This window comes from Asanoa sp. NPDC049573 (assembly GCF_040676615.1).
Taxonomy (GTDB): domain Bacteria; phylum Actinomycetota; class Actinomycetes; order Mycobacteriales; family Micromonosporaceae; genus Asanoa.
In genome coordinates, this window is the sequence record NZ_JBFAPI010000001.1 from 534,016 (window position 1) to 555,626 (window position 21,611).

23 protein-coding genes and 2 pseudogenes are annotated in these 21,611 nt (G+C 71.5%); 18 read left to right on the top strand and 7 right to left on the bottom strand.

The features are described 5' to 3' along the window. Positions 1-14 precede the first annotated feature (14 nt). Positions 15-407, bottom strand: coding sequence for a hypothetical protein (locus tag AB0J74_RS02425; protein ID WP_363443440.1), 393 nt, complete (start codon positions 405-407; stop codon positions 15-17). Positions 408-543: 136 nt separating this feature from the next. Beyond that, on the bottom strand, positions 544-1,434 hold the full coding sequence (locus AB0J74_RS02430) for a DUF3500 domain-containing protein (protein ID WP_363444055.1): 891 nt from the start codon (positions 1,432-1,434) through the stop codon (positions 544-546). A gap of 94 nt (positions 1,435-1,528) precedes the next feature. On the opposite strand from AB0J74_RS02430, the gene AB0J74_RS02435 reads away from it, so the two are divergent. The 12 genes from AB0J74_RS02435 to AB0J74_RS02490 all read left to right on the top strand — a co-directional run bounded on the left by AB0J74_RS02435 (position 1,529) and on the right by AB0J74_RS02490 (position 13,926). Beyond that, positions 1,529-2,212, top strand: coding sequence for an N-acyl homoserine lactonase family protein (locus tag AB0J74_RS02435; protein WP_363443442.1), 684 nt, complete (start codon positions 1,529-1,531; stop codon positions 2,210-2,212). Between the two features lie 4 nt (positions 2,213-2,216). After that, a complete protein-coding gene (locus AB0J74_RS02440; protein WP_363443444.1) occupies positions 2,217-2,630 on the top strand; it encodes a thioesterase family protein in 414 nt (137 codons plus the stop codon). Between the two features lie 99 nt (positions 2,631-2,729). Then, the gene (locus AB0J74_RS02445) at positions 2,730-3,569 is read left to right on the top strand and encodes a nitrilase-related carbon-nitrogen hydrolase (RefSeq protein WP_363443446.1); all 840 of its coding nucleotides are present in this window, start codon (positions 2,730-2,732) and stop codon (positions 3,567-3,569) included. A gap of 11 nt (positions 3,570-3,580) precedes the next feature. Beyond that, entirely contained in the window at positions 3,581-4,987 is a 1,407-nt protein-coding gene (gene hydA / locus AB0J74_RS02450) for a dihydropyrimidinase (protein WP_363443448.1), read from the top strand. Between the two features lie 11 nt (positions 4,988-4,998). After that, positions 4,999-6,480 (top strand): CoA-acylating methylmalonate-semialdehyde dehydrogenase, encoded by a 1,482-nt coding sequence (locus tag AB0J74_RS02455; RefSeq protein ID WP_363443450.1) that lies wholly within the window; start codon positions 4,999-5,001, stop codon positions 6,478-6,480. Positions 6,481-6,495: 15 nt separating this feature from the next. Beyond that, positions 6,496-7,500: a TIGR03842 family LLM class F420-dependent oxidoreductase gene (locus AB0J74_RS02460; protein WP_363443452.1), complete on the top strand. Its 1,005-nt coding sequence runs from the start codon at positions 6,496-6,498 to the stop codon at positions 7,498-7,500. After that, positions 7,497-8,363, top strand: a complete 867-nt coding sequence (locus AB0J74_RS02465; RefSeq protein ID WP_363443454.1) for an ABC transporter permease subunit — start codon at positions 7,497-7,499, stop codon at positions 8,361-8,363. Before AB0J74_RS02460 ends, AB0J74_RS02465 begins: the two co-directional genes overlap by 4 nt. After that, on the top strand, positions 8,360-9,145 hold the full coding sequence (locus AB0J74_RS02470) for an ABC transporter ATP-binding protein (protein ID WP_363443456.1): 786 nt from the start codon (positions 8,360-8,362) through the stop codon (positions 9,143-9,145). The genes AB0J74_RS02465 and AB0J74_RS02470 overlap by 4 nt, the downstream gene beginning before the upstream one ends. Then, positions 9,142-9,966 carry an ABC transporter permease gene (locus AB0J74_RS02475; RefSeq protein WP_363443458.1) on the top strand — a complete coding sequence of 275 codons (825 nt, stop codon included), beginning with the start codon at positions 9,142-9,144 and terminating at the stop codon, positions 9,964-9,966. The genes AB0J74_RS02470 and AB0J74_RS02475 overlap by 4 nt, the downstream gene beginning before the upstream one ends. Before the next feature lie 22 nt (positions 9,967-9,988). Further along, positions 9,989-11,119: an ABC transporter substrate-binding protein gene (locus tag AB0J74_RS02480; RefSeq protein WP_363443460.1), complete on the top strand. Its 1,131-nt coding sequence runs from the start codon at positions 9,989-9,991 to the stop codon at positions 11,117-11,119. Positions 11,120-11,226: 107 nt separating this feature from the next. Then, on the top strand, positions 11,227-12,450 hold the full coding sequence (fdhA, locus tag AB0J74_RS02485) for a formaldehyde dehydrogenase, glutathione-independent (protein ID WP_363443462.1): 1,224 nt from the start codon (positions 11,227-11,229) through the stop codon (positions 12,448-12,450). Between the two features lie 51 nt (positions 12,451-12,501). Next, complete coding sequence (locus AB0J74_RS02490) at positions 12,502-13,926, top strand: serine/threonine-protein kinase (protein ID WP_363443464.1); 1,425 nt, start codon at positions 12,502-12,504, stop codon at positions 13,924-13,926. On the opposite strand, the gene AB0J74_RS02495 is transcribed toward AB0J74_RS02490, so the two are convergent. Next, a complete protein-coding gene (locus AB0J74_RS02495; protein ID WP_363443466.1) occupies positions 13,916-15,097 on the bottom strand; it encodes an MFS transporter in 1,182 nt (393 codons plus the stop codon). The two genes, AB0J74_RS02490 and AB0J74_RS02495, sit on opposite strands and share 11 nt — an antisense overlap. Positions 15,098-15,798: 701 nt before the next feature. Here AB0J74_RS02495 and AB0J74_RS02500 point away from each other — a divergent pair. The 4 genes and pseudogenes from AB0J74_RS02500 to AB0J74_RS02515 form a co-directional block, all read left to right on the top strand. After that, entirely contained in the window at positions 15,799-16,014 is a 216-nt protein-coding gene (locus AB0J74_RS02500) for a winged helix-turn-helix domain-containing protein (protein WP_363443468.1), read from the top strand. A 64-nt stretch (positions 16,015-16,078) separates the two neighbouring features. Further along, positions 16,079-16,528, top strand: coding sequence for a cysteine dioxygenase family protein (locus tag AB0J74_RS02505; protein WP_363443470.1), 450 nt, complete (start codon positions 16,079-16,081; stop codon positions 16,526-16,528). Then, positions 16,525-16,974: a rhodanese-like domain-containing protein gene (locus tag AB0J74_RS02510; RefSeq protein ID WP_363443472.1), complete on the top strand. Its 450-nt coding sequence runs from the start codon at positions 16,525-16,527 to the stop codon at positions 16,972-16,974. Before AB0J74_RS02505 ends, AB0J74_RS02510 begins: the two co-directional genes overlap by 4 nt. A gap of 74 nt (positions 16,975-17,048) precedes the next feature. Continuing rightward, a pseudogene (locus tag AB0J74_RS02515) lies at positions 17,049-17,327 on the top strand (winged helix-turn-helix domain-containing protein); the annotation flags it as partial. Here the strand turns inward: AB0J74_RS02515 and AB0J74_RS02520 are convergent. The 4 genes and pseudogenes from AB0J74_RS02520 to AB0J74_RS02535 form a co-directional block, all read right to left on the bottom strand. Then, positions 17,305-17,982: a class I SAM-dependent methyltransferase gene (locus AB0J74_RS02520; protein ID WP_363443474.1), complete on the bottom strand. Its 678-nt coding sequence runs from the start codon at positions 17,980-17,982 to the stop codon at positions 17,305-17,307. The pseudogene AB0J74_RS02515 and the gene AB0J74_RS02520 overlap by 23 nt on opposite strands. Next, positions 17,979-18,855: pseudogene (locus AB0J74_RS02525) on the bottom strand (DUF72 domain-containing protein). The gene AB0J74_RS02520 and the pseudogene AB0J74_RS02525 overlap by 4 nt, the downstream one beginning before the upstream one ends. A 9-nt stretch (positions 18,856-18,864) precedes the next feature. Beyond that, on the bottom strand, positions 18,865-19,242 hold the full coding sequence (locus AB0J74_RS02530) for a TraR/DksA C4-type zinc finger protein (protein ID WP_363443476.1): 378 nt from the start codon (positions 19,240-19,242) through the stop codon (positions 18,865-18,867). A 65-nt stretch (positions 19,243-19,307) separates the two neighbouring features. After that, complete coding sequence (locus AB0J74_RS02535; protein ID WP_363443478.1) at positions 19,308-19,985, bottom strand: uridine kinase; 678 nt, start codon at positions 19,983-19,985, stop codon at positions 19,308-19,310. A 6-nt stretch (positions 19,986-19,991) separates the two neighbouring features. Between AB0J74_RS02535 and AB0J74_RS02540 the strand changes: the two genes are divergently transcribed. Further along, entirely contained in the window at positions 19,992-20,939 is a 948-nt protein-coding gene (locus AB0J74_RS02540; protein ID WP_363443480.1) for an AEC family transporter, read from the top strand. A gap of 21 nt (positions 20,940-20,960) precedes the next feature. After that, a complete protein-coding gene (locus AB0J74_RS02545; RefSeq protein WP_363443482.1) occupies positions 20,961-21,611 on the top strand; it encodes a DinB family protein in 651 nt (216 codons plus the stop codon).

Genomic DNA, 21,611 nt, shown 5'->3' on the forward strand with positions numbered 1-21,611 from the left:
CACGATATAGAAACTCAGCGGGGCAGCGCGCCCTCGGACACGCAGGCCGCCCGCAGGGCCGCGGCCTCCGCGTTCGACGGGCGCACCACCGCCACCATCGACGGGCCGCGCGACAGGCGGCCCGCCTCCAGTGCCCGCACGCCGTGCTCGCGCAGCGACGCCTTCGTCGAGCTTGCGAACATCTCCTGCAGCCGCCGGTATTCGGGCTCGCTCAGCTCTACCGACGCCCGCCGGGCGAACGATCCGCAGGCGCGCAGGCCCGGGTCCTGCCTGACCCGCTCGTCGTATGTCATCCAGACGCTGCCGGCCAGCAGCACGATCACCGCGCCGACGATCAGGCCGATGAAGGACTTGCGGGCGCGGGTGGTCATCTGCCACTCGGGCGTGGCGGCCGGAACCTGTGTCATCTGGGCAGCTCCGTCGCGCGGCGATGCGGGACTCAGCTATTGAACAGGACGAAAGCGCCCATGCCGCACCTGACGGGAACAACCACACGATCGACGCGGCGTCTCGACCGCCCGGATTAACCCGAAAGAAGCATGATCAGTGGTACGCCGACCGGTGCTCGGCCAGCAGATCCGCCCCGAAGTCGCTGGACGGCCGGCGCAGCACCGAGTGGGCGTGGTTGCCGGTGTCGGTGTTGTCGTACTCGATCAACAGATCCGAACCCTGGACCCGGTAGTAGTACGGCGCGCCGGGGCGCTCGGGCCCCGCCCACGCGAACCGCAACTCCTCCAGCCCGGGGCTCAGTTCCTCGGCCAGCGGGGCCGGAAGCCGATCGAGATAGACCTCCACCAGTGCGGCCAGCAGCGCACCGGCCGCCGGGTTCAGCACGGTCGCCGAAACACCGGCCGGCGACAGCGGCACGGCCGCGGCCGACGCGCCGCTCTCGATGTCGGCCGGCGGCACCTCCGACACCACCGCCAGCGACCGCTCGGTCGGCGACAGCGCGGCGAGCAGCGCGAACGCCACGTCCTCCTCCGGTGCCAGCGGCCGCGACACGACGTGCGCGCCGTAGGAAACGCGCGCCGGGTTGGCGCCCAGGAACACCGGCGCCGGCGACACCCGACCACCGACGACCGTCATCGACACCGACAGGTGGTGCCCCTCGAAGCGCCAGCCCCACGAGGAACCGGGCGTCCCGAACACCGACACCCAGAAGTCGTTGAGATGCCGGCCGCGGCGGTAGCCCTCCGAGCGGTCCAACACCTCCTCCAAGGACATGATCGACAGTGCCTGGGCGTACGCGTGCGGACTCAGGCCCGTGGCCAGCAGCCGCAGCGCCGCCTTGCGGGCCGGCACCTCCAGCGCGGCCAGGCTGACGCCGGGCCGGGTGCGCGGCCGGTATTCGATCCAGCGCCGGCCCGAGTCGTCGAACGGGTAGGGCAGCGGCGGACCGACCAGCGCCAGGAACTCGCGGGCCTCGGCCGCCATCGACTCCGCCAGATCGCCGGCGGAGGTGTCTTCGATGCTCACCGGAACAGCCTCACACACCCGCGGAGCCGCCCACCATGCAAGGATCAAGAACGTGGGAGACGTCCGCCGGATCGACCTCGGCTACTTCGTCCGCCCGGCCGAGGAAGCCGGCGCGCCCCATCCACGGGTCGAGCCGGTCTACGGCTACCTGGTCCGCCGCCCCGAGGGGCTGCTGCTCTTCGACACCGGCATGGGCACGCATCCCGACGTCGACGCCCACTACCGGCCGACCCGCCGGCCCGTGGAAGAGGCCCTCCGACGCGCGGGCGTCGGCACCGCCGACGTGACGATGGTCGTCAACTGCCACCTGCATTTCGACCACTGCGGCGGCAACCCGCTGTTCACCGGCCGGCCGATCCTGGTGCAGGCGAGCGAGCTGGCCACGGCCCGCAAGACCACCGACTACACGCTGCCCGAACTGGTCGACTTCGCCGGCGCGCACTACCTGGAGATCAACGGGGAGACGGAGTTGTGGCCGGGTGTGTGGGTCATCCCGACGCCGGGGCACACCGACGGGCACCAGTCGGTCGCCGTACGCCGCGCCGACGGCACCGTGGTCCTCGCCGGCCAGGCCCGCGACGACGCCACCAGCTACGGCCGGGACCTGCTGGCGCACCAGAGCGGGCACGACATCCCGTACCCGAAGTGGGTGGAAAGGCTGGTCGAGCTCGACCCCCGCGCGATCGTCTTCGCACACGACGCCGCGGTCTGGATGCCCGGCGAACGAAAGGACTAGCAGCGTGTTCCAGGTCCGGATCACCGTCCGCGGCTACGAGCTCGACAGCCTGGGGCACCTCAACCAGGCTGTCTACCTCCAGTACGCCGAGCACGCGCGGTGGGAGATCCTGCGCGCCGCGCAGCTGCGCCAGGAGACGTTGCTGGCCTCGGGCATCGCGCCGGTCGTCCTGGAGACCACCATCAAATACCGCCGCGAGCTGCGCGCCGGCGACGAGGTCGACGTGAGCTGCGAGTTCCGCTGGGGCGACGGGCGCACCTTCGGGGTGCACCAGGAGATCCGCAGGACCGACGGCATCCTGGCCGCCGAGGTCGACGGGGTCGGCGGGCTGATCGACCTGAAGACCCGCAAACTGGTCGCCGACCCCAGGGAACGGTGGAAAGCGATCACCCCGGAGCCCGCCACGCTGGGCCTCTAGCCAAATCGGGATACCGCCACGGCCTTGCGATCTGTCGTCGAGGCGCCCCCGGTCATAGGCTGAACGGATTCACGCTGGCCGGGGGACGAGGAGGTTCCGATGGCGGAGAGCATCCGTGCGGCACTGGTGCAGACGAGCTGGACCGGCGACCAAGAGTCGATGATCAAGGCACACGAGGAGTACGCCCGCCAGGCCGCCGCGCAGGGCGCCAGGGTCATCTGCTTCCAGGAGCTGTTCTACGGCCCCTACTTCTGCCAGGTCCAGGACAAGCAGTTCTACTCGTACGCGGAGAGCATCCCCGGCCCGACCACCGAGCGGTTCCAGGCGCTCGCGAAAGAGCTGGGCATGGTCATGATCCTGCCGATGTACGAGCAGGAGCAGCCGGGCGTCCTCTACAACACCGCGGCCGTGGTCGACGCCGACGGTTCCTACCTCGGCAAATACCGCAAGACGCACATCCCGCAGGTCAAGGGCTTCTGGGAGAAGTTCTACTTCCGACCCGGCAACCTCGGCTACCCGACCTTCGACACCGCGGTCGGCCGGATCGGCGTCTACATCTGCTACGACCGGCATTTCCCGGAGGGCTGGCGGGCCCTCGGTCTGGCCGGCGCGCGCATCGTGTTCAACCCGAGCGCGACCCACCGCGGCCTGTCCAGCTACCTCTGGAACCTGGAGCAGCCGGCCAGCGCCGTGGCCAACGAATACTTCATCGGCGCGATCAACCGCACCGGCATCGAGCCGCTCGGCGAGAACGACTTCTACGGCTCGTCCTACTTCGTCGACCCCGAGGGCAAGTTCGTCGGCGACGTCGGCGACGCACACGAGCCCGAGTTGATCGTCCGCGACCTCGACATGGGGCTGCTCGCCGAGGTGCGCGACCGGTGGCAGTTCTACCGTGACCGCCGCCCCGACGCCTACGACCAACTCGTCCAGCCGTAAGGGAGCGACAGATGACTCTCCTGATCACCGGCGGCGAGGTGGTCGGCCCGACCGGCCGTTTCGCGGCCGACGTCCTGGTCGACGGCGAGACGATCAGCGCCCTGCTGGCGCCGGGCACCGGGCCGGCGCAACCGGACAAGACGCTCGACGCCACCGGCAAGCTGGTCATCCCCGGCGGCATCGACGTGCACACGCACATGAAGCTGCCGTTCGGCGGCACCTTCGCCTCCGACGACTTCGACACCGGCACCAGGGCGGCGGCGTTCGGCGGCACCACCACGATCGTCGACTTCGCGGTGCAACGCACCGGCGAGGTGGTGCAGGACGGGCTGGCCGCCTGGCACGCGCTGGCCGACGGCAACGCGCACATCGACTACGGCTTCCACATGATCATCGGTGGGGTCGACGACGACGCGCTCAAGGCGATGGACCAACTCGTCGCCGACGAGGGCGTGACCAGCTTCAAGCTGTTCATGGCCTACCCGGGCGTCTTCTACTCCGACGACGGCAAGGTCCTGCGCGCGATGCAGACGGCGCGGGAGAACGGCGCGACGATCATGATGCACGCCGAGAACGGCATCGCGATCGACGTGCTGGTCGCCCAGGCCCTGGCGAAAGGCCAGACCGACCCCGTCTACCACGGCATCACCCGCCCGTCGATCCTCGAGGGCGAGGCCACCCACCGCGCCATCGCGCTGGCCCAGGTCGCCCGCGACACCCCGCTCTACTTCGTGCACCTGTCGGCCAGCGAGGCGCTGGCCGAGGTGGCCGCCGCCCGCGACGCCGGCCGCAACGTGTTCGCCGAGACCTGCCCGCAATACCTCTACCTGACGCTGGAGGACCAGCTCGGGGCGCCCGGCTTCGAGGGCGCCAAGTGGGTGGCGTCGCCACCGCTGCGCCCCAGGGACGAGCCGCACCGCGACGACCTCTGGCGCGGCCTGCGCACCAACGACCTGGCGATCGTGTCGACCGACCACTGCCCGTTCTGCATGAAGGACCAGAAAGAGCTGGGGCTGGGCGACTTCTCGAAGATCCCCAACGGCATCGGCACCGTCGAGCACCGGGTCGACCTGGTCTACCAGGGTGTCGCCGAGGGCAAACTGTCGGTCGAGCGCTGGGTCGAGACGATCGCGACGACGCCCGCCCGGATGTTCGGCCTCTACCCGCGCAAGGGCGTGATCGCGCCGGGCTCCGACGCCGACATCGTGCTCTACGACCCCCACGGCCAGACCACGATCAGCGCCGCGACGCACCACATGAACCTCGACTACTCCGCGTGGGAGGGCGTGCGGATCGCAGGCAAGGTCGACACGGTCATCTCGCGCGGCGAGGTCATCGTCGACCGCGACGGCGGCTACCACGGCCGCAAGGGCCGCGGCCGCTATCTCAAGCGCGGCCTGTCCTCCTACCTACGGTGAAGGTGATCCCGATGCGTCAGATTCCACATTGGATCGGCGGCCGCGAGGTCGCCGGCACCGGGTCCCGCCGGCTGCCCGTCTTCGACCCGGCCACCGGCGAGATCCAGGCCGAGGTGGTCGCCGCCACCGCCGAGGAGGTACGCACGGCGGTGCGGACCGCGCTCGCCGTGCAGCCGGCCTGGCGGGCCGCGAGCCTGTCCCGCCGGGCCGAGGTGATGTTCCGGTTCCGCGACCTGGTCGACGGGCACCGCAAGGAGATCGCCTCGCTGCTCTCCTCGGAGCACGGCAAGACGGTCGCCGACGCCTCCGGCGAGGTGGCCCGCGGCCTGGAGAACGCCGAGTTCGCGGCCGGCGCGCCCCACCTGCTCAAGGGCGGCTACAGCGAGCAGGCCGCCGGCGGCGTCGACGTCTACTCGATCCAGCAGCCGCTCGGGGTGGTCGCCGGCATCGCGCCGTTCAACTTCCCGGCCATGGTGCCGATGTGGATGTTCTGCAACGCGCTGGTCGCCGGCAACGGCTTCATCCTCAAGCCGAGCGAGAAGGACCCGTCGGTCTCGCTGCTGCTGGCCGACCTGCTGCGCCGGGCCGGCCTGCCCGACGGTGTGTTCAACGTCGTGCAGGGCGACAAGGAGGCGGTCGACGCGCTGCTGGCCGACCCCGACGTGAAGGCGATCAGCTTCGTCGGCTCCACACCGGTGGCCCAGTCGATCTACGAGACCGGCACCCGCAACGGCAAGCGGGTGCAGGCGCTCGGCGGCGCCAAGAACCACATGGTGGTGCTGCCCGACGCCGACGTGCCGGCGGCCGCCGACGCGGCGGTCTCCGCCGGGTTCGGCTCGGCGGGGGAGCGCTGCATGGCGGTCTCGGTCGTGGTCGCGGTCGGCGCGGTCGGCGACACGCTGGTGGAAGAGATCGCTACCCGGATCGGGAAGATCCGGGTGGGCGCGGCCAGCGACCCCGACGCCGAGATGGGCCCCCTGATCAGCGGGGCACACCGCGACAAGGTGCGCTCCTACCTCGACGGCGAGGGCGGCGACGTGGTCGTCGACGGCCGCAAATCCGAAATTTCGGATGGCCCGGGCTTCTTCCTGGCGCCGTCGCTGGTCGACAAGGTGGACACCGCGTCGCCCTACTACACCGACGAGATCTTCGGGCCGGTGCTCTCCGTGGTCCGGGTCGACACCTATGACGAGGCGCTCAAGCTGGTCAACGACAACCCGTGGGGAAACGGCACCGCCATCTTCACCCGCGACGGCGGCGCCGCCCGCCGGTTCCAGTACGACGTCGACTGCGGCATGGTCGGCGTCAACGTGCCGATCCCGGTGCCGGTGGCCTACTACAGCTTCGGCGGCTGGAAGGCGTCGCTCTTCGGCGACGTGCACATGTACGGGCCCGACGGCCTGCGCTTCTACACCCGCACCAAGGTCGTCACCTCGCGCTGGCCCGACCCGGCCACCAGCGAGGTCGACCTTGGGTTCCCGAAGGTGCGCTGAGAGAGGAACCTCTGGATGGACATCGGTGTCGTCTTCCAGTGCGACCCGCCCGCGAGCGAGGTCGTCCGCCTCGCCAGGCAGGCGGAGACGCTGGGCTTCAGTCACGTGTGGACCTTCGACTCCCACCTGCTCTGGGAAGAGCCGTTCGTCATCTACAGCCAGATCCTCGCCCAGACCTCGCGGGTGATGGTCGGCCCGATGGTCACCAACCCGGGGACCCGCGACTGGACGGTGACGGCATCGCTGTTCGCCACGCTCAACGAGATGTTCGGCAACCGCACGGTCTGCGGCATCGGCCGGGGTGACTCGGCGCTGCGGACCCTGGGCTACAAGCCGACGACGATCGCCGAACTGCGCGAGTGCGTCACGCTGATCCGCGAGCTGGCGCACGGCCGGGAGGCCGACTACAAGGGCCGCCCGGTGCACTTCCCGTGGGTCAAGGACGGCCAACTCGACCTGTGGATCGCGGCGTACGGGCCGCGCGCGCTCGCGTTGGCCGGCGAGGTCGGCGACGGTTACATCCTGCAGCTCGCCGACCCCGACATCGCCGCCTGGATGATCGCGTCGGTGCGGGCCGCGGCCGAGAAGGCCGGCCGCGACCCGCTGTCGGTGAAGTTCTGCGTGGCCGCACCGGCCTACGTCGGCGACGACCTGGCACACCAGCGCGACCAGACCCGCTGGTTCGGCGGCATGGTCGGCAACCACGTGGCCGACATCGTCGAGCGCTACGGCGAGTCCGGCGCGGTGCCGCAGGCGCTCACCGACTACATCCGGGCCCGCGAGGGCTACGACTACGCGGAGCACGGGCGGGCCGGCAACACGCACACCGACTTCGTACCCGATGAGATCGTCGATCGGTTCTGCCTGCTCGGCCCGGTCGAGGCGCACCTGGAGAAGCTCGAACGGCTGCGCGAGCTTGGCGTCGACCAGTTCGCGCTCTACCTGCAGCACGACGACAAGGAAAACACTCTCCAGACGTACGGAGAGAAGATCATCCCGGCGCTCACCACACCCCGATGAGACCCGGGCGGCGCCGACTGCGGTTGGTGCTCGGCATTCTCGGCGCCGTGTTGGTGGGCGTGCTGCTCTGGGAGGGTTACAAGGCCCTCGGGCCGGCCGACGGCGTCGAGCTGCTCGGCGCGCGGGTCCTGCCGCGCACCGACGACGCCGCGATGCCGCACGTCGGCACGATCCTGGCCCGGTTCGGCGACCCGGAGCTGGCCGGCGGCGACCCCATCTGGCTGGTCGTGCTCCGGGCCTGCCTGGTCACGCTGCGCAGCGTCGCGGTCGGCTTCGTCGCCGGCGGCGTGGTCGGGCTGCTGCTCGCGGTGCTCATGCAGCGGCTGCGGATCGTCGAGCGCGGCCTGCTGCCCTACGTGATCCTGTCGCAGACGGTCCCGCTGATCGCGCTCGCCCCGGTCATCGCCGGCTGGGGTGGTGCGCTGTCCATCGGCTCGTACCCGTGGCAACCCTGGATGTCGGTCTCGGTCATCGCGGCCTATCTGGCGTTCTTCCCGGTCGCGGTCGGCATGCTGCGCGGCCTGCAGTCGCCGGCGCCGATCGCCGAGGAGCTGATGCGCAGCTACGCGGCCGGCTGGTGGCAGACGCTGGTCAAGCTCCGGCTGCCGGCGTCGACGCCCTACCTGTTCCCGGCGCTGCGGCTGGCCGGCGCCGCGGCGGTGGTCGGTGCCGTCGTCGGCGAGATTTCCACCGGCACCCGTGGTGGAGTCGGTCGATTGGTGATCGAATACTCACGGGAGGCCACCACGGATCCCGCCAAGGTCTACACGGCGATGATCGGTGCGGCCGCGCTCGGTCTGGCGGTCGCCGCGGTCGTCGGGCTCAGCGAGTTCCTGGTCCGCCGGCGGAGGGCCGACGCATGACGGCAGTGGCACTAGCGGGGGTAACGAAGGTCTTCAACGCGGGCCGGGCCGACGAGGTGACCGCGCTGACCGGTGTCGACCTGACGGTCGGGCGCGGCGAGTTCGTCTCGTTGATCGGCCCGTCCGGCTGCGGCAAGTCGACGCTGCTGCGGCTGGTCGCCGACCTGATCCAGCCGACCGCCGGCACGGTCACCGTCGCGGGCAAGCCCGCCAAGCAGGCCCGGATCGACCAGGAGTACGGCATCGCGTTCCAGCAGGCCGGCCTCTTCGACTGGCGGACCGTGCAGCGCAATGTGGAGCTTCCGCTGGAGTTGCGTGGCTCCTCGAAAGCAGAGCGGCGGGCCCGGGCCCGGGAGATGCTCGACCTGGTCGGCCTGGCCGAGTTCGCCGGCCACTATCCGGCCCAACTGTCCGGCGGCATGCAGCAGCGGGTCGCGATCGCCCGGGCGCTGGCCGTGCACCCGCCACTGTTGCTGATGGACGAGCCGTTCGGGGCGCTCGACGAGATGACCCGCGAACGGTTGCAGGACGAGTTGCTCCGGATCTGCGCCCGCTTCGGCACGAGCGCGGTCTTCGTCACCCACTCGATCCCCGAGGCGGTCTACCTTTCCGACCGCGTCGTCGTGATGTCGGCACGGCCCGGCCGGATCACCGAGATCGTGCCGGTCGACCTCGGCGAACGCGGCGAGGCGACCCGGCAGTCGGCCGGGTTCTTCACCGGCATCACCAAGGTCCGCCGGGCCCTGCGCGGCGGACCGGTCCCGGCCGAGGCACAAGCATGACGCAGGCCGTCGATCCGGTGGTCGCGGCCGATCCCACCGCACCCGTGCTGTCGGCCCGGCGCCGGGGCGGCGGGCTGCTCGCCGTCGTGCCGCCGGTGCTCGTCGGCGTCGCCGGGCTGGTCGCCTGGGAGTTGGTCGTCAAGGTCGGCCGCGTCGCGCCCTACGTGCTGCCCGCACCGTCGGCGATCGGCGAGGAGTTCTGGGCGACCCGCGAGGTGGTCTGGCGCACCGGCCTGGCCAGCGGCGAGAACGCGCTGATCGGCCTGCTCGTCGGTGCCGTGGTCGGGCTGCTGGCCGCCATGGTCGCCGCGCGCTTCCGGTTTCTCGGTGAGGTGTCGATCCCGGTAGCGGCCGCGGCGGGGGCGCTGCCGATCATCGCGCTGGCACCCATCCTCAACAACATGTTCGAGTCGACCAGCAACGTGCCCCGTCGGCTGGTCGTCGCGATCGTGGTCTTCTTTCCCGTGTTCGTCAACGCGTTACGCGGGCTGCGCGAGGTCGACCCGATCCACCGGGACCTGATGGCCAGCTACGCCGCGCGTGGCTGGACGGTGACCCGACTGGTCCGCCTCCCCGCCGCCCTGCCGTTCGTCTTCACCGGTCTGCGCCAGGCGTCCTCCCTGGCGGTGATCGCGGCGGTGGTCGCGGAGTACTTCGGCGGTCTGCAGAACGGCCTCGGCTCCCGGATCACGTCGGCGGCGGCCAACACCGCGTACCCCCGCGCCTGGGCCTTCGTGGTCGGCGCGTGCGTGCTCGGTCTCGTCTTCTATCTGGCGGCCCTTCTCCTGGAACGGCTCGTGATGCCGTGGCGGAGGGTCTAGCGACAAACGGAGGACCATCGTGATGCGTACGAGAATCGCCGTGTTGGCCATGGCCACCCTGCTGCTCACCGTGGGTGCCTGTGGCACCGCGGACCAGCCGGCACCGTCGACCGGCAGCGGCGGCACGAAGAGCGTGAAGCTGCAACTCCAGTGGTTCGTGCAGGGTCAGTTCGCCGGCTACATCGCCGCGGCCGACCGGGGTTTCTACCAGGAGCAGGGGCTTGACGTCGAGATCCTCGAGGGCGGCGTCGACATCGTCCCGCAGACCGTGCTGGCCCAGGGCCAGGCCGACTTTGCGATCGCCTGGGTGCCCAAGGCGCTGGCGTCCCGCGAGCAGGGCGCGCAGATCACCAACATCGGCCAGATCTTCCAGCGCTCCGGCACCTACCAGGTCTCGTTCGCCTCGTCCAACATCAAGTCGCCGGCCGACCTGAAGGGCAAGAAGGTCGGCAACTGGGGCTTCGGCAACGAGTTCGAGTTGTTCGCGGCGATGACCAAGGCCGGGCTCGACCCCGGCAAGGACGTCACGCTGGTGCAGCAGCAGTTCGACATGCAGGGTCTGCTGCGGCACGACATCGACGCGGCACAGGCGATGAGCTACAACGAGTATGCCCAGTTGCTGGAGGCCAAGGACCCGGCCACCGGCCAACTCTTCCAGCCGTCGGCGTTCAGCGTCCTCGACTGGCAGACGGTCGGCACCTCGATGCTGCAGGACGCGGTCTGGGCCAACACCAGCAAGCTCTCCGACCCGTCCTACCAGGACACCGCGGTGAAGTTCCTGACCGCGTCGATCAAGGGCTGGGCCTACTGCCGCGACAACCCCGAGGCCTGCCGTGACCTGGTCGTCAAGCGCGGCTCGAAGCTCGGTGCCAGCCACCAACTCTGGCAGGTCAACGAGGTCAACAAGCTCGTCTGGCCGGCCACGGCCGGCGCCGGCATGATCGACGAGGCGGCCTGGAAGGCGACGGTCGACCTGTCGATGACCACGAAGAACGCCGACGGCCAGACGGTGCTGACCAAGGCGCCGGAGGGCCTGGCCTACACCAACGACTACGTCAGCAAGGCCCTCGACACCCTCAAGCAGCAGGGCGTCGACGTCAACGGCGCGTCATTCACCCCGAAGACGGTCACCCTCGCCGAGGGTGGGGCGTAGGGATAAGCAAGGGTCCCTTGTTAACGCTTTTCGCATAACAAGGGACCCTTGTTAACACCCGCCACAGATTATCGTTATAAGGGGGGCAATAACGAATCGAGAATGTCATGACAGGCAACAAGGGTGTCGCCTATGTCAAGCCGGGTCAGGTCGAGGTCACCGAGATCGACTACCCGACATTCGAACTCAAGGACGGTCCTGGCGTCCACCCCGACAACGTCGGCCGCCAGGTGCCGCACGCGGCGATCCTGAAGTGCGTCGCGACCAACATCTGCGGAAGTGACCAGCACATGGTGCGCGGCCGCACCACGGCGCCCGAGGGGCTGATCCTTGGGCACGAGATCACCGGCGAGGTGGTCGAGACCGGCCCCGATGTCGAATACATCAGCGTCGGCGACCTGGCCTCGGTGCCGTTCAACATCTCCTGTGGACGATGTGTCAACTGCAAGGCCGGCAAGACCGGCGTCTGTCTCAATGTCAACCCGGAGCGGCCCGGTTCGGCTTACGGCTACGTCGACATGGGCGGCTGGGTCGGCGGCCAGGCCGAGTACGTGATGGTGCCGTACGCCGACTGGAACCTGCTGGTGTTCCCCGACAAGGACCAGGCGATGGAGAAGATCCTCGACCTGGCCATGTTGGCCGACATCTTCCCGACCGGCTATCACGGCTGCGTCGGTGCCGGCGTCACCACCGGATCCACGGTCTACATCGCCGGCGCGGGCCCGGTCGGGCTGGCGGCCGCGACGGCGGCCCAGTTGCTCGGCGCGGCCACGGTCATCGTCGGCGACCTGCAGGAGGACCGGCTGGCCCAGGCACGCAGCTTCGGCTGCGCGACCGTCGACGTGTCCAAGGGCGATCCGAAGGAGCAGATCGAGGAGATTCTTGGTACGCCCGAGGTCGACTGCGGCGTCGACGCGGTGGGCTTCGAGGCCCGCGGCCACGGCGAGAACGCGACGGTGGAACACCCGGCGACGGTCCTCAACTCGCTGATGGACGTCACCCGCGCCGGTGGGGCGCTGGGCATTCCGGGCCTGTACGTCACCGGCGACCCGGGCGCGCGCGAGGAGGCCGCCAAGCAGGGGTCCCTGTCGATCAGGCTGGGGCTCGGCTGGGCCAAGTCGCACTCGTTCGTCACCGGCCAGTGCCCGGTGATGCGCTACAACCGCCAGCTCATGATGGCGATCCTCAACGACCGGGTGTCGATCGCGAAGAACGTCAACGCGACGCCGATCCCGCTCGGCGAGAGCCCGCGGGGATACGCGGAGTTCGACGAGGGCGCGGCCCGCAAGTACGTGCTCGACCCGCACGGGATGCTGGCCACCGCGAGCTGAACTATGGTTGCCAATCGGCAACTGTGAGTTCCGCTCGCGGATGGGAAGCGCATGGAGGCTGGGCGGCGACTGGCTGATCGCTACGAGATCGGGGAGGTGGTGGCCAAGGGCGGAATGGGCGTCGTCTGGCTCGGTCGCGATCTGCGGCTGGGCCGGCCGGTCGCGATCAAGCTGGTGTCCGGCGAGGCGCTCGCCGACCCCACCGTGGTCGCGCGGTTCGACCGCGAGGCCAGCACGGTCGCGCGCCTCAACCACCCCAACATCGTGGCGGTCTACGACGTCGGCACGGACGGGGCCGACTCGTTCCTGGTGATGGAGTTCGTCGACGGAAGCAGCATCGCCGCCGCGATCGGCGACGGGCCGCTTCCGGTCGACGAGACGGTCGACATCGCGGCGCAGGCCTGCGCCGGCCTGGCGGCCGCACATGCCGCCGGGGTGGTCCACCGCGACGTCAAGCCGGCCAACCTGATCCGTACGCCGGACGGTGTGGTCAAGGTCTGCGACTTCGGCATCGCCCGGCTGCAGGACGCGGTCGGTCAGGCGTCGCTGACCGGCACCGCGATCGCCCTGGGCTCCACCAGCTACATGTCACCCGAGCAGGTCAGCGGCAATGCGGTCGACGCGCGGGCCGACCTCTACGGGCTGGGCTGCACGATCCACGCGATGCTGACCGGACGGCCGCCGTTCGTGGGCGACAGTCCGCTGGCCGTGGTGCACCAGCACGTCACGCAGCCACCGCCGGACGTGCGGGCCGTGCGGCCCGACGTGCCCGCGCCGCTGGCGACGCTGGTCGGCGAGTTGCTGGCGAAGTCGCCGGACGACCGGCCGGCGTCCGCGGCGAGCGTCGCCACCCGCCTGGCGGCGATGCGGGCCGCCGCGACGGTCCCGGAAGCGCCACCGCCCGGGTCGGGCCCGCCCGGGAACGGCCACCGGAGGTGGCTGTGGGGCCTGGCCGCGGGCGGGTGCGCCGCGCTGGCCGCGATCATCGTGACGTCCTTCCTCGTCACCGGCGACGAGGTGCCCACCGCGGTCAGCACTCCGTCGGCGCCAACCTCGCCGGCGGTGACGGCCTCCGCCGTGCCGGCCACGGCGCCGGCCGCTCGGCCGAGCCGGACCACCCAGGCGCCGGTCACCCCGACGCCGACCCCTTCGGCGGCCGCCTCGTCGTCCCCGCCGCCGGCGCCGCGGGAGCCGATCGCCGGCCTGCGGCTGTCCATCCGGACCCAGGTGGCGGCGGGGCACCTCGCCGAGGCCGCGGCACCCGACCTCAACAAGCGGGTCGACGACATCGCCAAGCGACTTCGCGAAGGGAACGACCGGGACGCCGCCAAGAAGATCAAAGAGCTGCGGACCAAGCTCGCCGACCTGCACCGCGAGGGCCGCTTGACCCAGCCGGGCTACGACGCGCTCGTCGACGACGTGGACCGGGTCGCGGCCCTGGTGCCGTCGATGCCACCGGCGCCGCCTAAGCCGTAGTGCCGGCCACCCGGGTCACGGCGGGCGGGGCGGCGGTCAACCCGCGCAGGTCCACCGCGGCGACGGCGGCCAGCAGCGGGGCCAGCGCCGCGAGCGTCCAGGTGAGACCGACGAGGTCGGCGACCGCGCCGATGACCGCCGGGGCCAGCAGGATGCCGGTGTAGGTCATCGTGCTGAACCGGGCCACCGCGGCGGCGGCACCCGCTCCGGTCGCTTCGCCGAGGCGGCCGGCCGCGCCGAACAGAAGCGGCAGGGGAGTGGCCAGGCCGAGACCGACGACGGCGAACGCGGCGATCGCCAGCAACGGCCAGGGGCTGGCCACGACCAGGACCAGGCCGCCGGCGGCGAGCAGGGTGCCGGCGCGGAGCAGCGTCTGTGGCTCGCGCCGGGCCGTGAGCCGGTCGCCGACCAGCCGGCCCGCGGTCTGGCAGGAGGTGAAGGCCACGTAGCCGACGGCGGCCAGCCCGAGCGGGGCGGCCAGGTGCTCGTGCAGGTAGACGCCGCTCCAGTTGGCCACGGCGGCCTCGACGGTCAGGACGGTGGCGCCCATCGCACCGAGCACGACCAGCGGGCGGCTCCAGCGGGCGCGGGGCGGCCGCGCGACCGGATCCCGGTCGTCGGCGGTGGCCGGCAGCAGGCCGCGCGTCCAGGTCGCGACCACCGGCACGAGCACCGCGGCGACCAGTCCATAGTGCGCGACCCGGGAGAGCCCGAGCCCGGCGGCGCCGGATGCCAACAGCGACCCGCCGACGGCCCCGATGCTCCAGGCGGCGTGGCACCCGTTGAGGATCGGCCGGCCCAGCGCCCGTTCGACGGCGACCGCGTGCGCGTTCATCGTGACGTCGAGCAGGCCGTGCACCGCGCCGAAGAGCAGGTGCGCCGCGGCCAGGGTGAGCAGGTCGCCGGCCAGGGCGGTGGCGAGCAGCGCGAGCGGCAGGACCACGGCGGTGGCCCGTACCACCCGGCGACTGCCGAACCGGGCGGCCAGCGCGGCGGCGCCCTGCATGGTGAGCACGGCGGCGATCCCGAACGCGGCCGTGACCAGGCCGAGCTGTCCGGGCGAGAGCCCGAGATCCTGCTTGAGCGACGGCGTCCGCGCCGCCAGGGTGGCGATCAGCAGGCCGTTGGTGGCGAATACCGCGGTGATCGCCCATCGTGCCGGTGCGGCCATGTCCGTCCTTCCGACGTGGTGCCCCGGGCGGGCACCGCACACAGATACGACGAATGGGCCTCCCCCCATATCTACCGCCGCGACACACCCGATAGGACGACCGACGCGGCGGCCCGCCGCCAGGTTCGGTCGTCGCACTACAACAAGGATCGTGCGGTCTCTTTCCTCCCGGACCGGCTCCTCATCCGGTCCCGCCCAGCGGCCGGCGCATGTCGGCGCGAAGCAGCTGGCAGTCGGCCGCCGGGCCGCCGCGCAGCCCGCGGGCGGGCCGCCGGGCCGCCGCGCAGCCCGCGGGCGGGCCGCGAGCCGCCGCGCAGCCCGCGGGCGGGCCGCGAGCCGCCGCGCAGCCCGCGGGCGGGCCGCGAGCCGCCGCGCAGCGCGCGGGCGGGCCGCGAGCCGGACGACGGCTCGGGGAGGTCCGTCGCGACAGGATCGTTGTGACCTGCCGGCCGGAGTCGGGGGCTTCCGGCCGGCAGGGGGCGGGGGGCGCCGCGCTGCCCAGCCGGCGCGCCCCCGCCTGTGGACGCGCGTCGGTCACAAAAGGCGCCAACCGGAAGTGAACCGTCGCGTTCCACGGGACAACTTATTCCAACTGGTTCCACCTGGTCAATGTGCAATCTCAACTTGTTGCAACAAGATGACATGACAAGGGCGGGTGTGGTGGACTCGCGGTGGCCAACTGGAAAGCGAGCGACTCCACCGTGGAACCCACGACCGAATACCGCCGCGTCCTCGACGACCTGGTCCGCCGGATCGGGTCGGGCGAGCTGGCGCCCGGCGAGAAGCTGCCGTCCACCGTCCGACTAGCCGCCGAATACACCGTCAGCATCTCCACGATCCATCGCGTCACCACGACGCTCGAAGACCGCGGCCTGATCCGTGGCGTCCCGGGCAAAGGGCGCTACGTCCGCCAGTGACCGGTGTCCCAGATCGCGGGATACACTACTAAGTCAGTAGGATTAGTAGGCTAACCTCGGAACCATGTTCCTGACACCTGACCTGCTCGGCGTCGCCCGGCGGCACGCCGGCGACCCGGCCGCCTGGCCGGTCGCGCCACGCTTCGACCCGGTCGAACGCTGGTACCACCGCATCGCCGCCACCGCGCAGCACGAGGTCTGGCTGCTCACCTGGCTGCCCGGCCAGCACACCGACCTGCACGACCACGGCGGCGCCAGTGGCGGGTTCACCGTCGTCTCCGGCACGCTGACCGAGGAAACGGTCGGCCGCGACGGCCTGAAGGCGAAGCCGCTGCCGCCCGGGGCCGGCCGCCGGTTCGGCCCGCGCTACGTGCACCGGGTCAGCAACCTCGGCACCGACCCGGCGATCAGCGTGCACTGCTACGCGCCGGAATTGCGTAGCATGACCAGATATGACCTGAACGACGGCGTCCTTCGGGTCGCCGCTGTGGCTCGTGCGGGGGTGGCCTGGTGAGGCGTTCCATCGACGAGATCCTGGAGGCGGCGCGGGAGCGGCTGGTGCGGCTCGACCCCGAGCCGGCCCACCTCGCCGCCCGCGAGGGCGGCGCGGTGCTGATCGACACCCGCCCGGTCGGCCAGCGGGACGCGACCGGCACGATCCCGGGCGCCGTCATCATCGACCGCAACGTGCTGGAGTGGCGCCTCGACCCGCGCAGCGACGCCCGGCTGCCGTTCGCCGACTCCTACGACACCCACTACATCCTGTTCTGCCAGCAGGGCTACTCGTCGTCGCTGGCCGCGGCGTCGCTGCAGGACCTCGGCCTGCACCGGGCCACCGACCTGGCCGGCGGGTTCATCGCCTGGCTCGGCGCCGGCCTGCCGGTCCTGCAGCCCGGCACACTGGCCGGACGCCCGCCCCAACTCGTCGGCGCACACCCCGCCCCCCGGGAGGACCCGTGACCGTCACCGCACACACGTCGCTGCTCGCCTTCGCCGCCCCGCCGGTCACCGACGAGGTCCTGATCGACGTGCCGGCCCGCCAGGTCGTGCGGCAGGGCCGCGAGGTGCCGCTGACCCGGCTCGAGTTCGACCTGCTGCTCTTCCTGGCCCGGCATCCGCGCCGGGTGTTCACCCGCGACCAGTTGCTGCGCAACGTCTGGGGCTACGAGATCGCCGGCCCGCGCACCGTCGACGTCCACATCAGACGGTTGCGGGGCAAGCTGGACGCGCCGGTGGTGCGCACGATCTACGGCGTGGGCTACCGCCTCGCCGACGCCGCTCCGGTCACCCTCAGCGGCGACGACGAGCGGTGATCAGGTAGGGCGCGCCGCCACCGAGGTCGAGTTCGGGCCGGACAGTCGCGGCCGGGTCGGCGAAGCCCGCCGCCGCGAGCGCGACCAGGATCGGCCCCGGCCCGTCGAGGTGCATGAACGGCAGCTCACGCCGGGTGTCGGCGGTGTAATGCGAGGCGAAGACGGCGGGCACCTCGCCCTCGTTCCAGTCGGTGAACCAGAAGCCGTCGACCGCCACCAGGAGGCCGCCGGGGCGCAGCACCTGCCGCCAGTTGACCAGCGCCCTGGCCGGCTCGCGGAGTGTCCACAGCAGATGCCGGCTGGTCACCGCGTCGAAGCTGGCCGGCGGGAAGGCCGGCGCCACCGCGTCGCCGACCCGGGCGTCGACGGTGAGGCCGCGGGTGGTGGCGGTGGCGACGAGTTCGTCGAGCATGGCCGGCGACAGGTCGGTGGCCGCCACCCGGTGGCCGAGGCCCGCTGCGGCCAGGGCGAGATAACCCGTGCCGGCGGCCACGTCGAGGACGTCCGCCGGCGGGTCCGGGAGGACCGAGGCGAGAGCGTCCAGCCAGCGTCGGTACGCCGGAGACCCGTATTCGGCCACATTTCCGCCGTGTGCCTCGTAGCCACCCGCGGCCATGCTCCAGAAGGCGGTGATCTGCTCCTGCGCCTCGCTCACGACTCGGCGCCGAGCAGGCCCAGGAAGGTGTCGGCGTTGCGCTGCGCGTAGTCGGAGTAGCAGTTGTTCATCAACACGTGCGTCTCGTCGGCCGAGGACGCCAGCTTGCGCAGCTTTGGCACCCACTGCTTCAGTTCGCGCTCGGAATACTCGTACCCGAACTTCTCGTAGATGTTCTTGCTCGTCCACTTGAGACTGTGACCGTGGAAGCGCATCACCGCCAGCTCCGCGGTGGCCTCCAGGATCGGCGGGATCGAGGAGCGGTGCCCCTGCGGCATGTCGACCGCGACGTAGGGCAACCGGTGGTGGCGTAGGAACTCGAGCGTCTCGGCGTGGTTGTCGCCGTCGAACCACGACGCGTTGCGGAACTCGAACACCGGCCGCAGCGGCTTGACCCGGTCGCGCACCTCGACGAGGAAGTTCTTGTTGGACCGGCGGATGCCGAACCACGGCGGGAACTGGAACAGCAGCGCGCCGAGCTTGCCCGCCGCGACGAGGGGGTCGAGCGCGGTCAGAAAATCGCGTCCAGATCTCCTCGTACGCCTGGGTAGGTAGATCCTTGGGGTAGACGTTGGTCTTGTCGGTCGATGGCCGCAGGTCCTTGAAGATCGAGTTGACCCTGGTCGGATGACCGGTCAGCAGGCTGTAGGCCTTGACGTTGAAAGTGAACCCGGGTGGGGTGCGGGCGGCCCACAGGGTGGCGGTCTGCTCCGACGGCGGCGCGTAGTAGGTCGCGTCGACCTCGACGAGGGGGAACCGCCCGGCGTAGTAGGCGAGCCGCTTCTCCGGCGTGTCGGCGTCGGGCGGATACCAGCCCGACGCGAGCAGCGTCTTGTCGGTCCACGACGCGGTGCCGACCTTGATGTCGCCCACACGAAAACCCTAGGCCGCCCGGCGCTCCCGCGTCTGCTTGCAGGCGACGCAGGTCGTCGCCGCGGGGAAGATTTCCAGCCGCTCGACCGGGATCGGTGCCGCGCAGGCCTCGCAGGAGCCGTAGCCGCCGGCGGCGAGCCGGTTCAGCGCGTGCTCGTACTGGTCGCGGCGGTCCAGGATCGTCCGCAGCACCGAGCCGGCGGTGTCGCGCTCGGCGGCCTTCGAGCCGCTGTCGGCCTGGTCGTCGCCGGCCGAGTCGCTGACCTCGACCAGCCGGAGCACCTGGCCACGGTCTCGTTCGGCTTCGTATTCGGCGGTCAGCTCGTCGTAGCGGGCCAACAGGGTCCGCCGGATCTGCTCGGTCCGGGTCGCTTCGTCGACAGGCATGGCGGCCGCCTTCCGGGTTGTCGCGGATGCGGGCTCTTACCCAGCGGCCACACCCGCCAAACCGGTCACGGGCGTTCCACCAGCGCCGGGTGTCGCGGGTCGTCGGTGCGTACCACCACGTCGGCCCAGCCGGCCGGGTCGACCTCGTCGGCGTAACGCTCCCAGGCCGGCAGCGTCCACGCCCAGTCCGGCGGCGTGCGGCGGGCCAGCGCGGCCGGCGACACCACCAGGTGGACGGTCAGGTCGAACGGCAGCCCCCCGCCGAGCAGGAAGCCGCCGGTGACCAGCACCACCGCCGCCGGCTCGAGCGGGAGATAGCCCGCGCGGCTGGCGCGGTCGGTCGCCGGGTCCCACAGCGAGGGCAGGATCTGGCCGCTGCCGTCCGGCCCGGCCGGATCGAGCACCTCCCGGCGCAGCCCGGACTCGTCGAGCCAGTCGGTGTAGAACGCGTCCGGATTGGTCCGGCCCTGCTCGAAGCGCAGCGACGCCGACCGCAGAAACCCGTTCGCGGGTACGACGTGCGCCGGCCGCCCGCGCAGCCGCAGCTCCTCGACCAGCGCGGCGGCCAGCGGCTGGGGCCCGGCCAGCGCGCTGCCAGCGGCCACGTCGCGGCTCAGCGGCGTGGCACCCGCCGGCGGCGGACCGTCGATCGCCACTCTCGATCGGGCACCGGAAGGGCCGGCGGCGATCCGGTCGGCGAGATCGTCGACGAACAGTTCCGGAGTGATCGGCCGCACACGCACCCGCCCATGATCTCTCGGCACGGCAGGATGGCCGGCATGCGGGCGGTGCTCACCGGGTTCGCCGGGATCTGGCTGGTGACGCTGGCCGGCTACCTGGCGGGCCGGTTCGGCGTGCTCGGCCCGGACGCGACCGCCCTGCTCGCCCGCCTGGTCTTCTACCTCGCGGCCCCGGCCCTGCTGTTCTCCACGCTGGCCACATCGAGCCTCGACAAGGTGTTCACGCCGGCGCTCGCGGTGTTCGTGCTCAGCACGGTCGTGGTCGCCGCCCTCTACGTGGCCTGCACGCTCCGGCGTCAGCCGGCGGCCGAGACGACCGTCGGCGCGCTCTGCGCCTCCTACGTCAACGCTGGCAACCTGGGCCTGCCGATCGCGGCCTACGTACTCGGCGACGCCTCGCTGGTCGTACCGGTGCTGCTCTTCCAGCTCCTGATCGCGACACCGACCGGCCTGGCCGTGCTCGACGTGACCGCCGCCGGCCACCGTCCGAAGCCGTTGCGGCTGTTGTCGGCACCGTTGCGCAACCCGATCAGCGTGGCCTGCCTCTGCGGGCTGGTGGTGGCGGCCGCCGGCTGGCGCCTGCCGCCCGAGGTGCTCCGCCCGTTCGACCTGGTCGGCGGCGCCGCCGTGCCGCTGGCCCTGATCGCCCTCGGCCTGGCGCTGCGCGGCAGCCGCCCGTTCGCCGCCGGCACCCAGGCCGGGCAGCGCTACCTGGCGGTCGTGCTCAAGGTCGCGGTGCAGCCCACGGTCGCCTGGGCGATCGGCCACTTCGCCTTCCACCTCGACGGACACGCGCTGCTCGCCGCCGTCGTGCTCTCGGCGCTGCCCAGCGCGCAGAACCTCTTCGTGTACGCCACCCGCTACGACCGCGCCACCGCGCTGGCCCGCGACGCGATCGTGCTGTCCACCCTCGCGGCCGTCCCGGCGCTGGTGATAATCGCCGCGCTGCTGACGTGAAAGCTTGTTAGTGTCGCGCGGGTGACGGTTACCCCCGCTGACGTGACGACCGCGGTCGCGCTGCTCCGCACCACCCTGCGCGACGTGCCCGACGACGCCTGGGACGTGCCGGCCGGCACGCTGACCTGGACGTGCTGGGAGACGATCGAGCACACGGCCGACGACCTGTTCGCCTACGCCCTGCAGATCGCCCCGAGCGACCCGCCGCGCGACAGCCATGTCCCGGCCGGCTGGCGCTACCTGCGCGAGGGCGGCCCGGCCCTCACCATCTTCGTCGAGCGCGACAGCGGCACGCAGGGCCTGCTCAGGGTGCTCGAGGGCTGCGGCGCGATGCTGGCCGGCGTGGTCGCCGGCGCACCCGCCGACCGCCTGTCCCACCACTCCTACGGCATCAGCGACCCGGCGGGCTTCGCGGCCATGGGCGTTGTCGAGACCCTGGTGCACGGCTTCGACGTGGCCGGCACGCTGGGTGTCACCCTGCAGCCGCCCGCCGACCTGTGTGAGCGGGCGATCGACCGGCTGTTCCCCGATCTGCCCGAGCACCCCGACCCGTGGGAGCGGCTGCTCTGGGCCACCGGCCGCGGCACGCTGCCCGGCCACCCGAAGCGCGAGTCATGGCGCTGGGACGGCCGCCCGGAGGCGCTGCGCCTGGCCGCGACGGCCCAGGGCTGA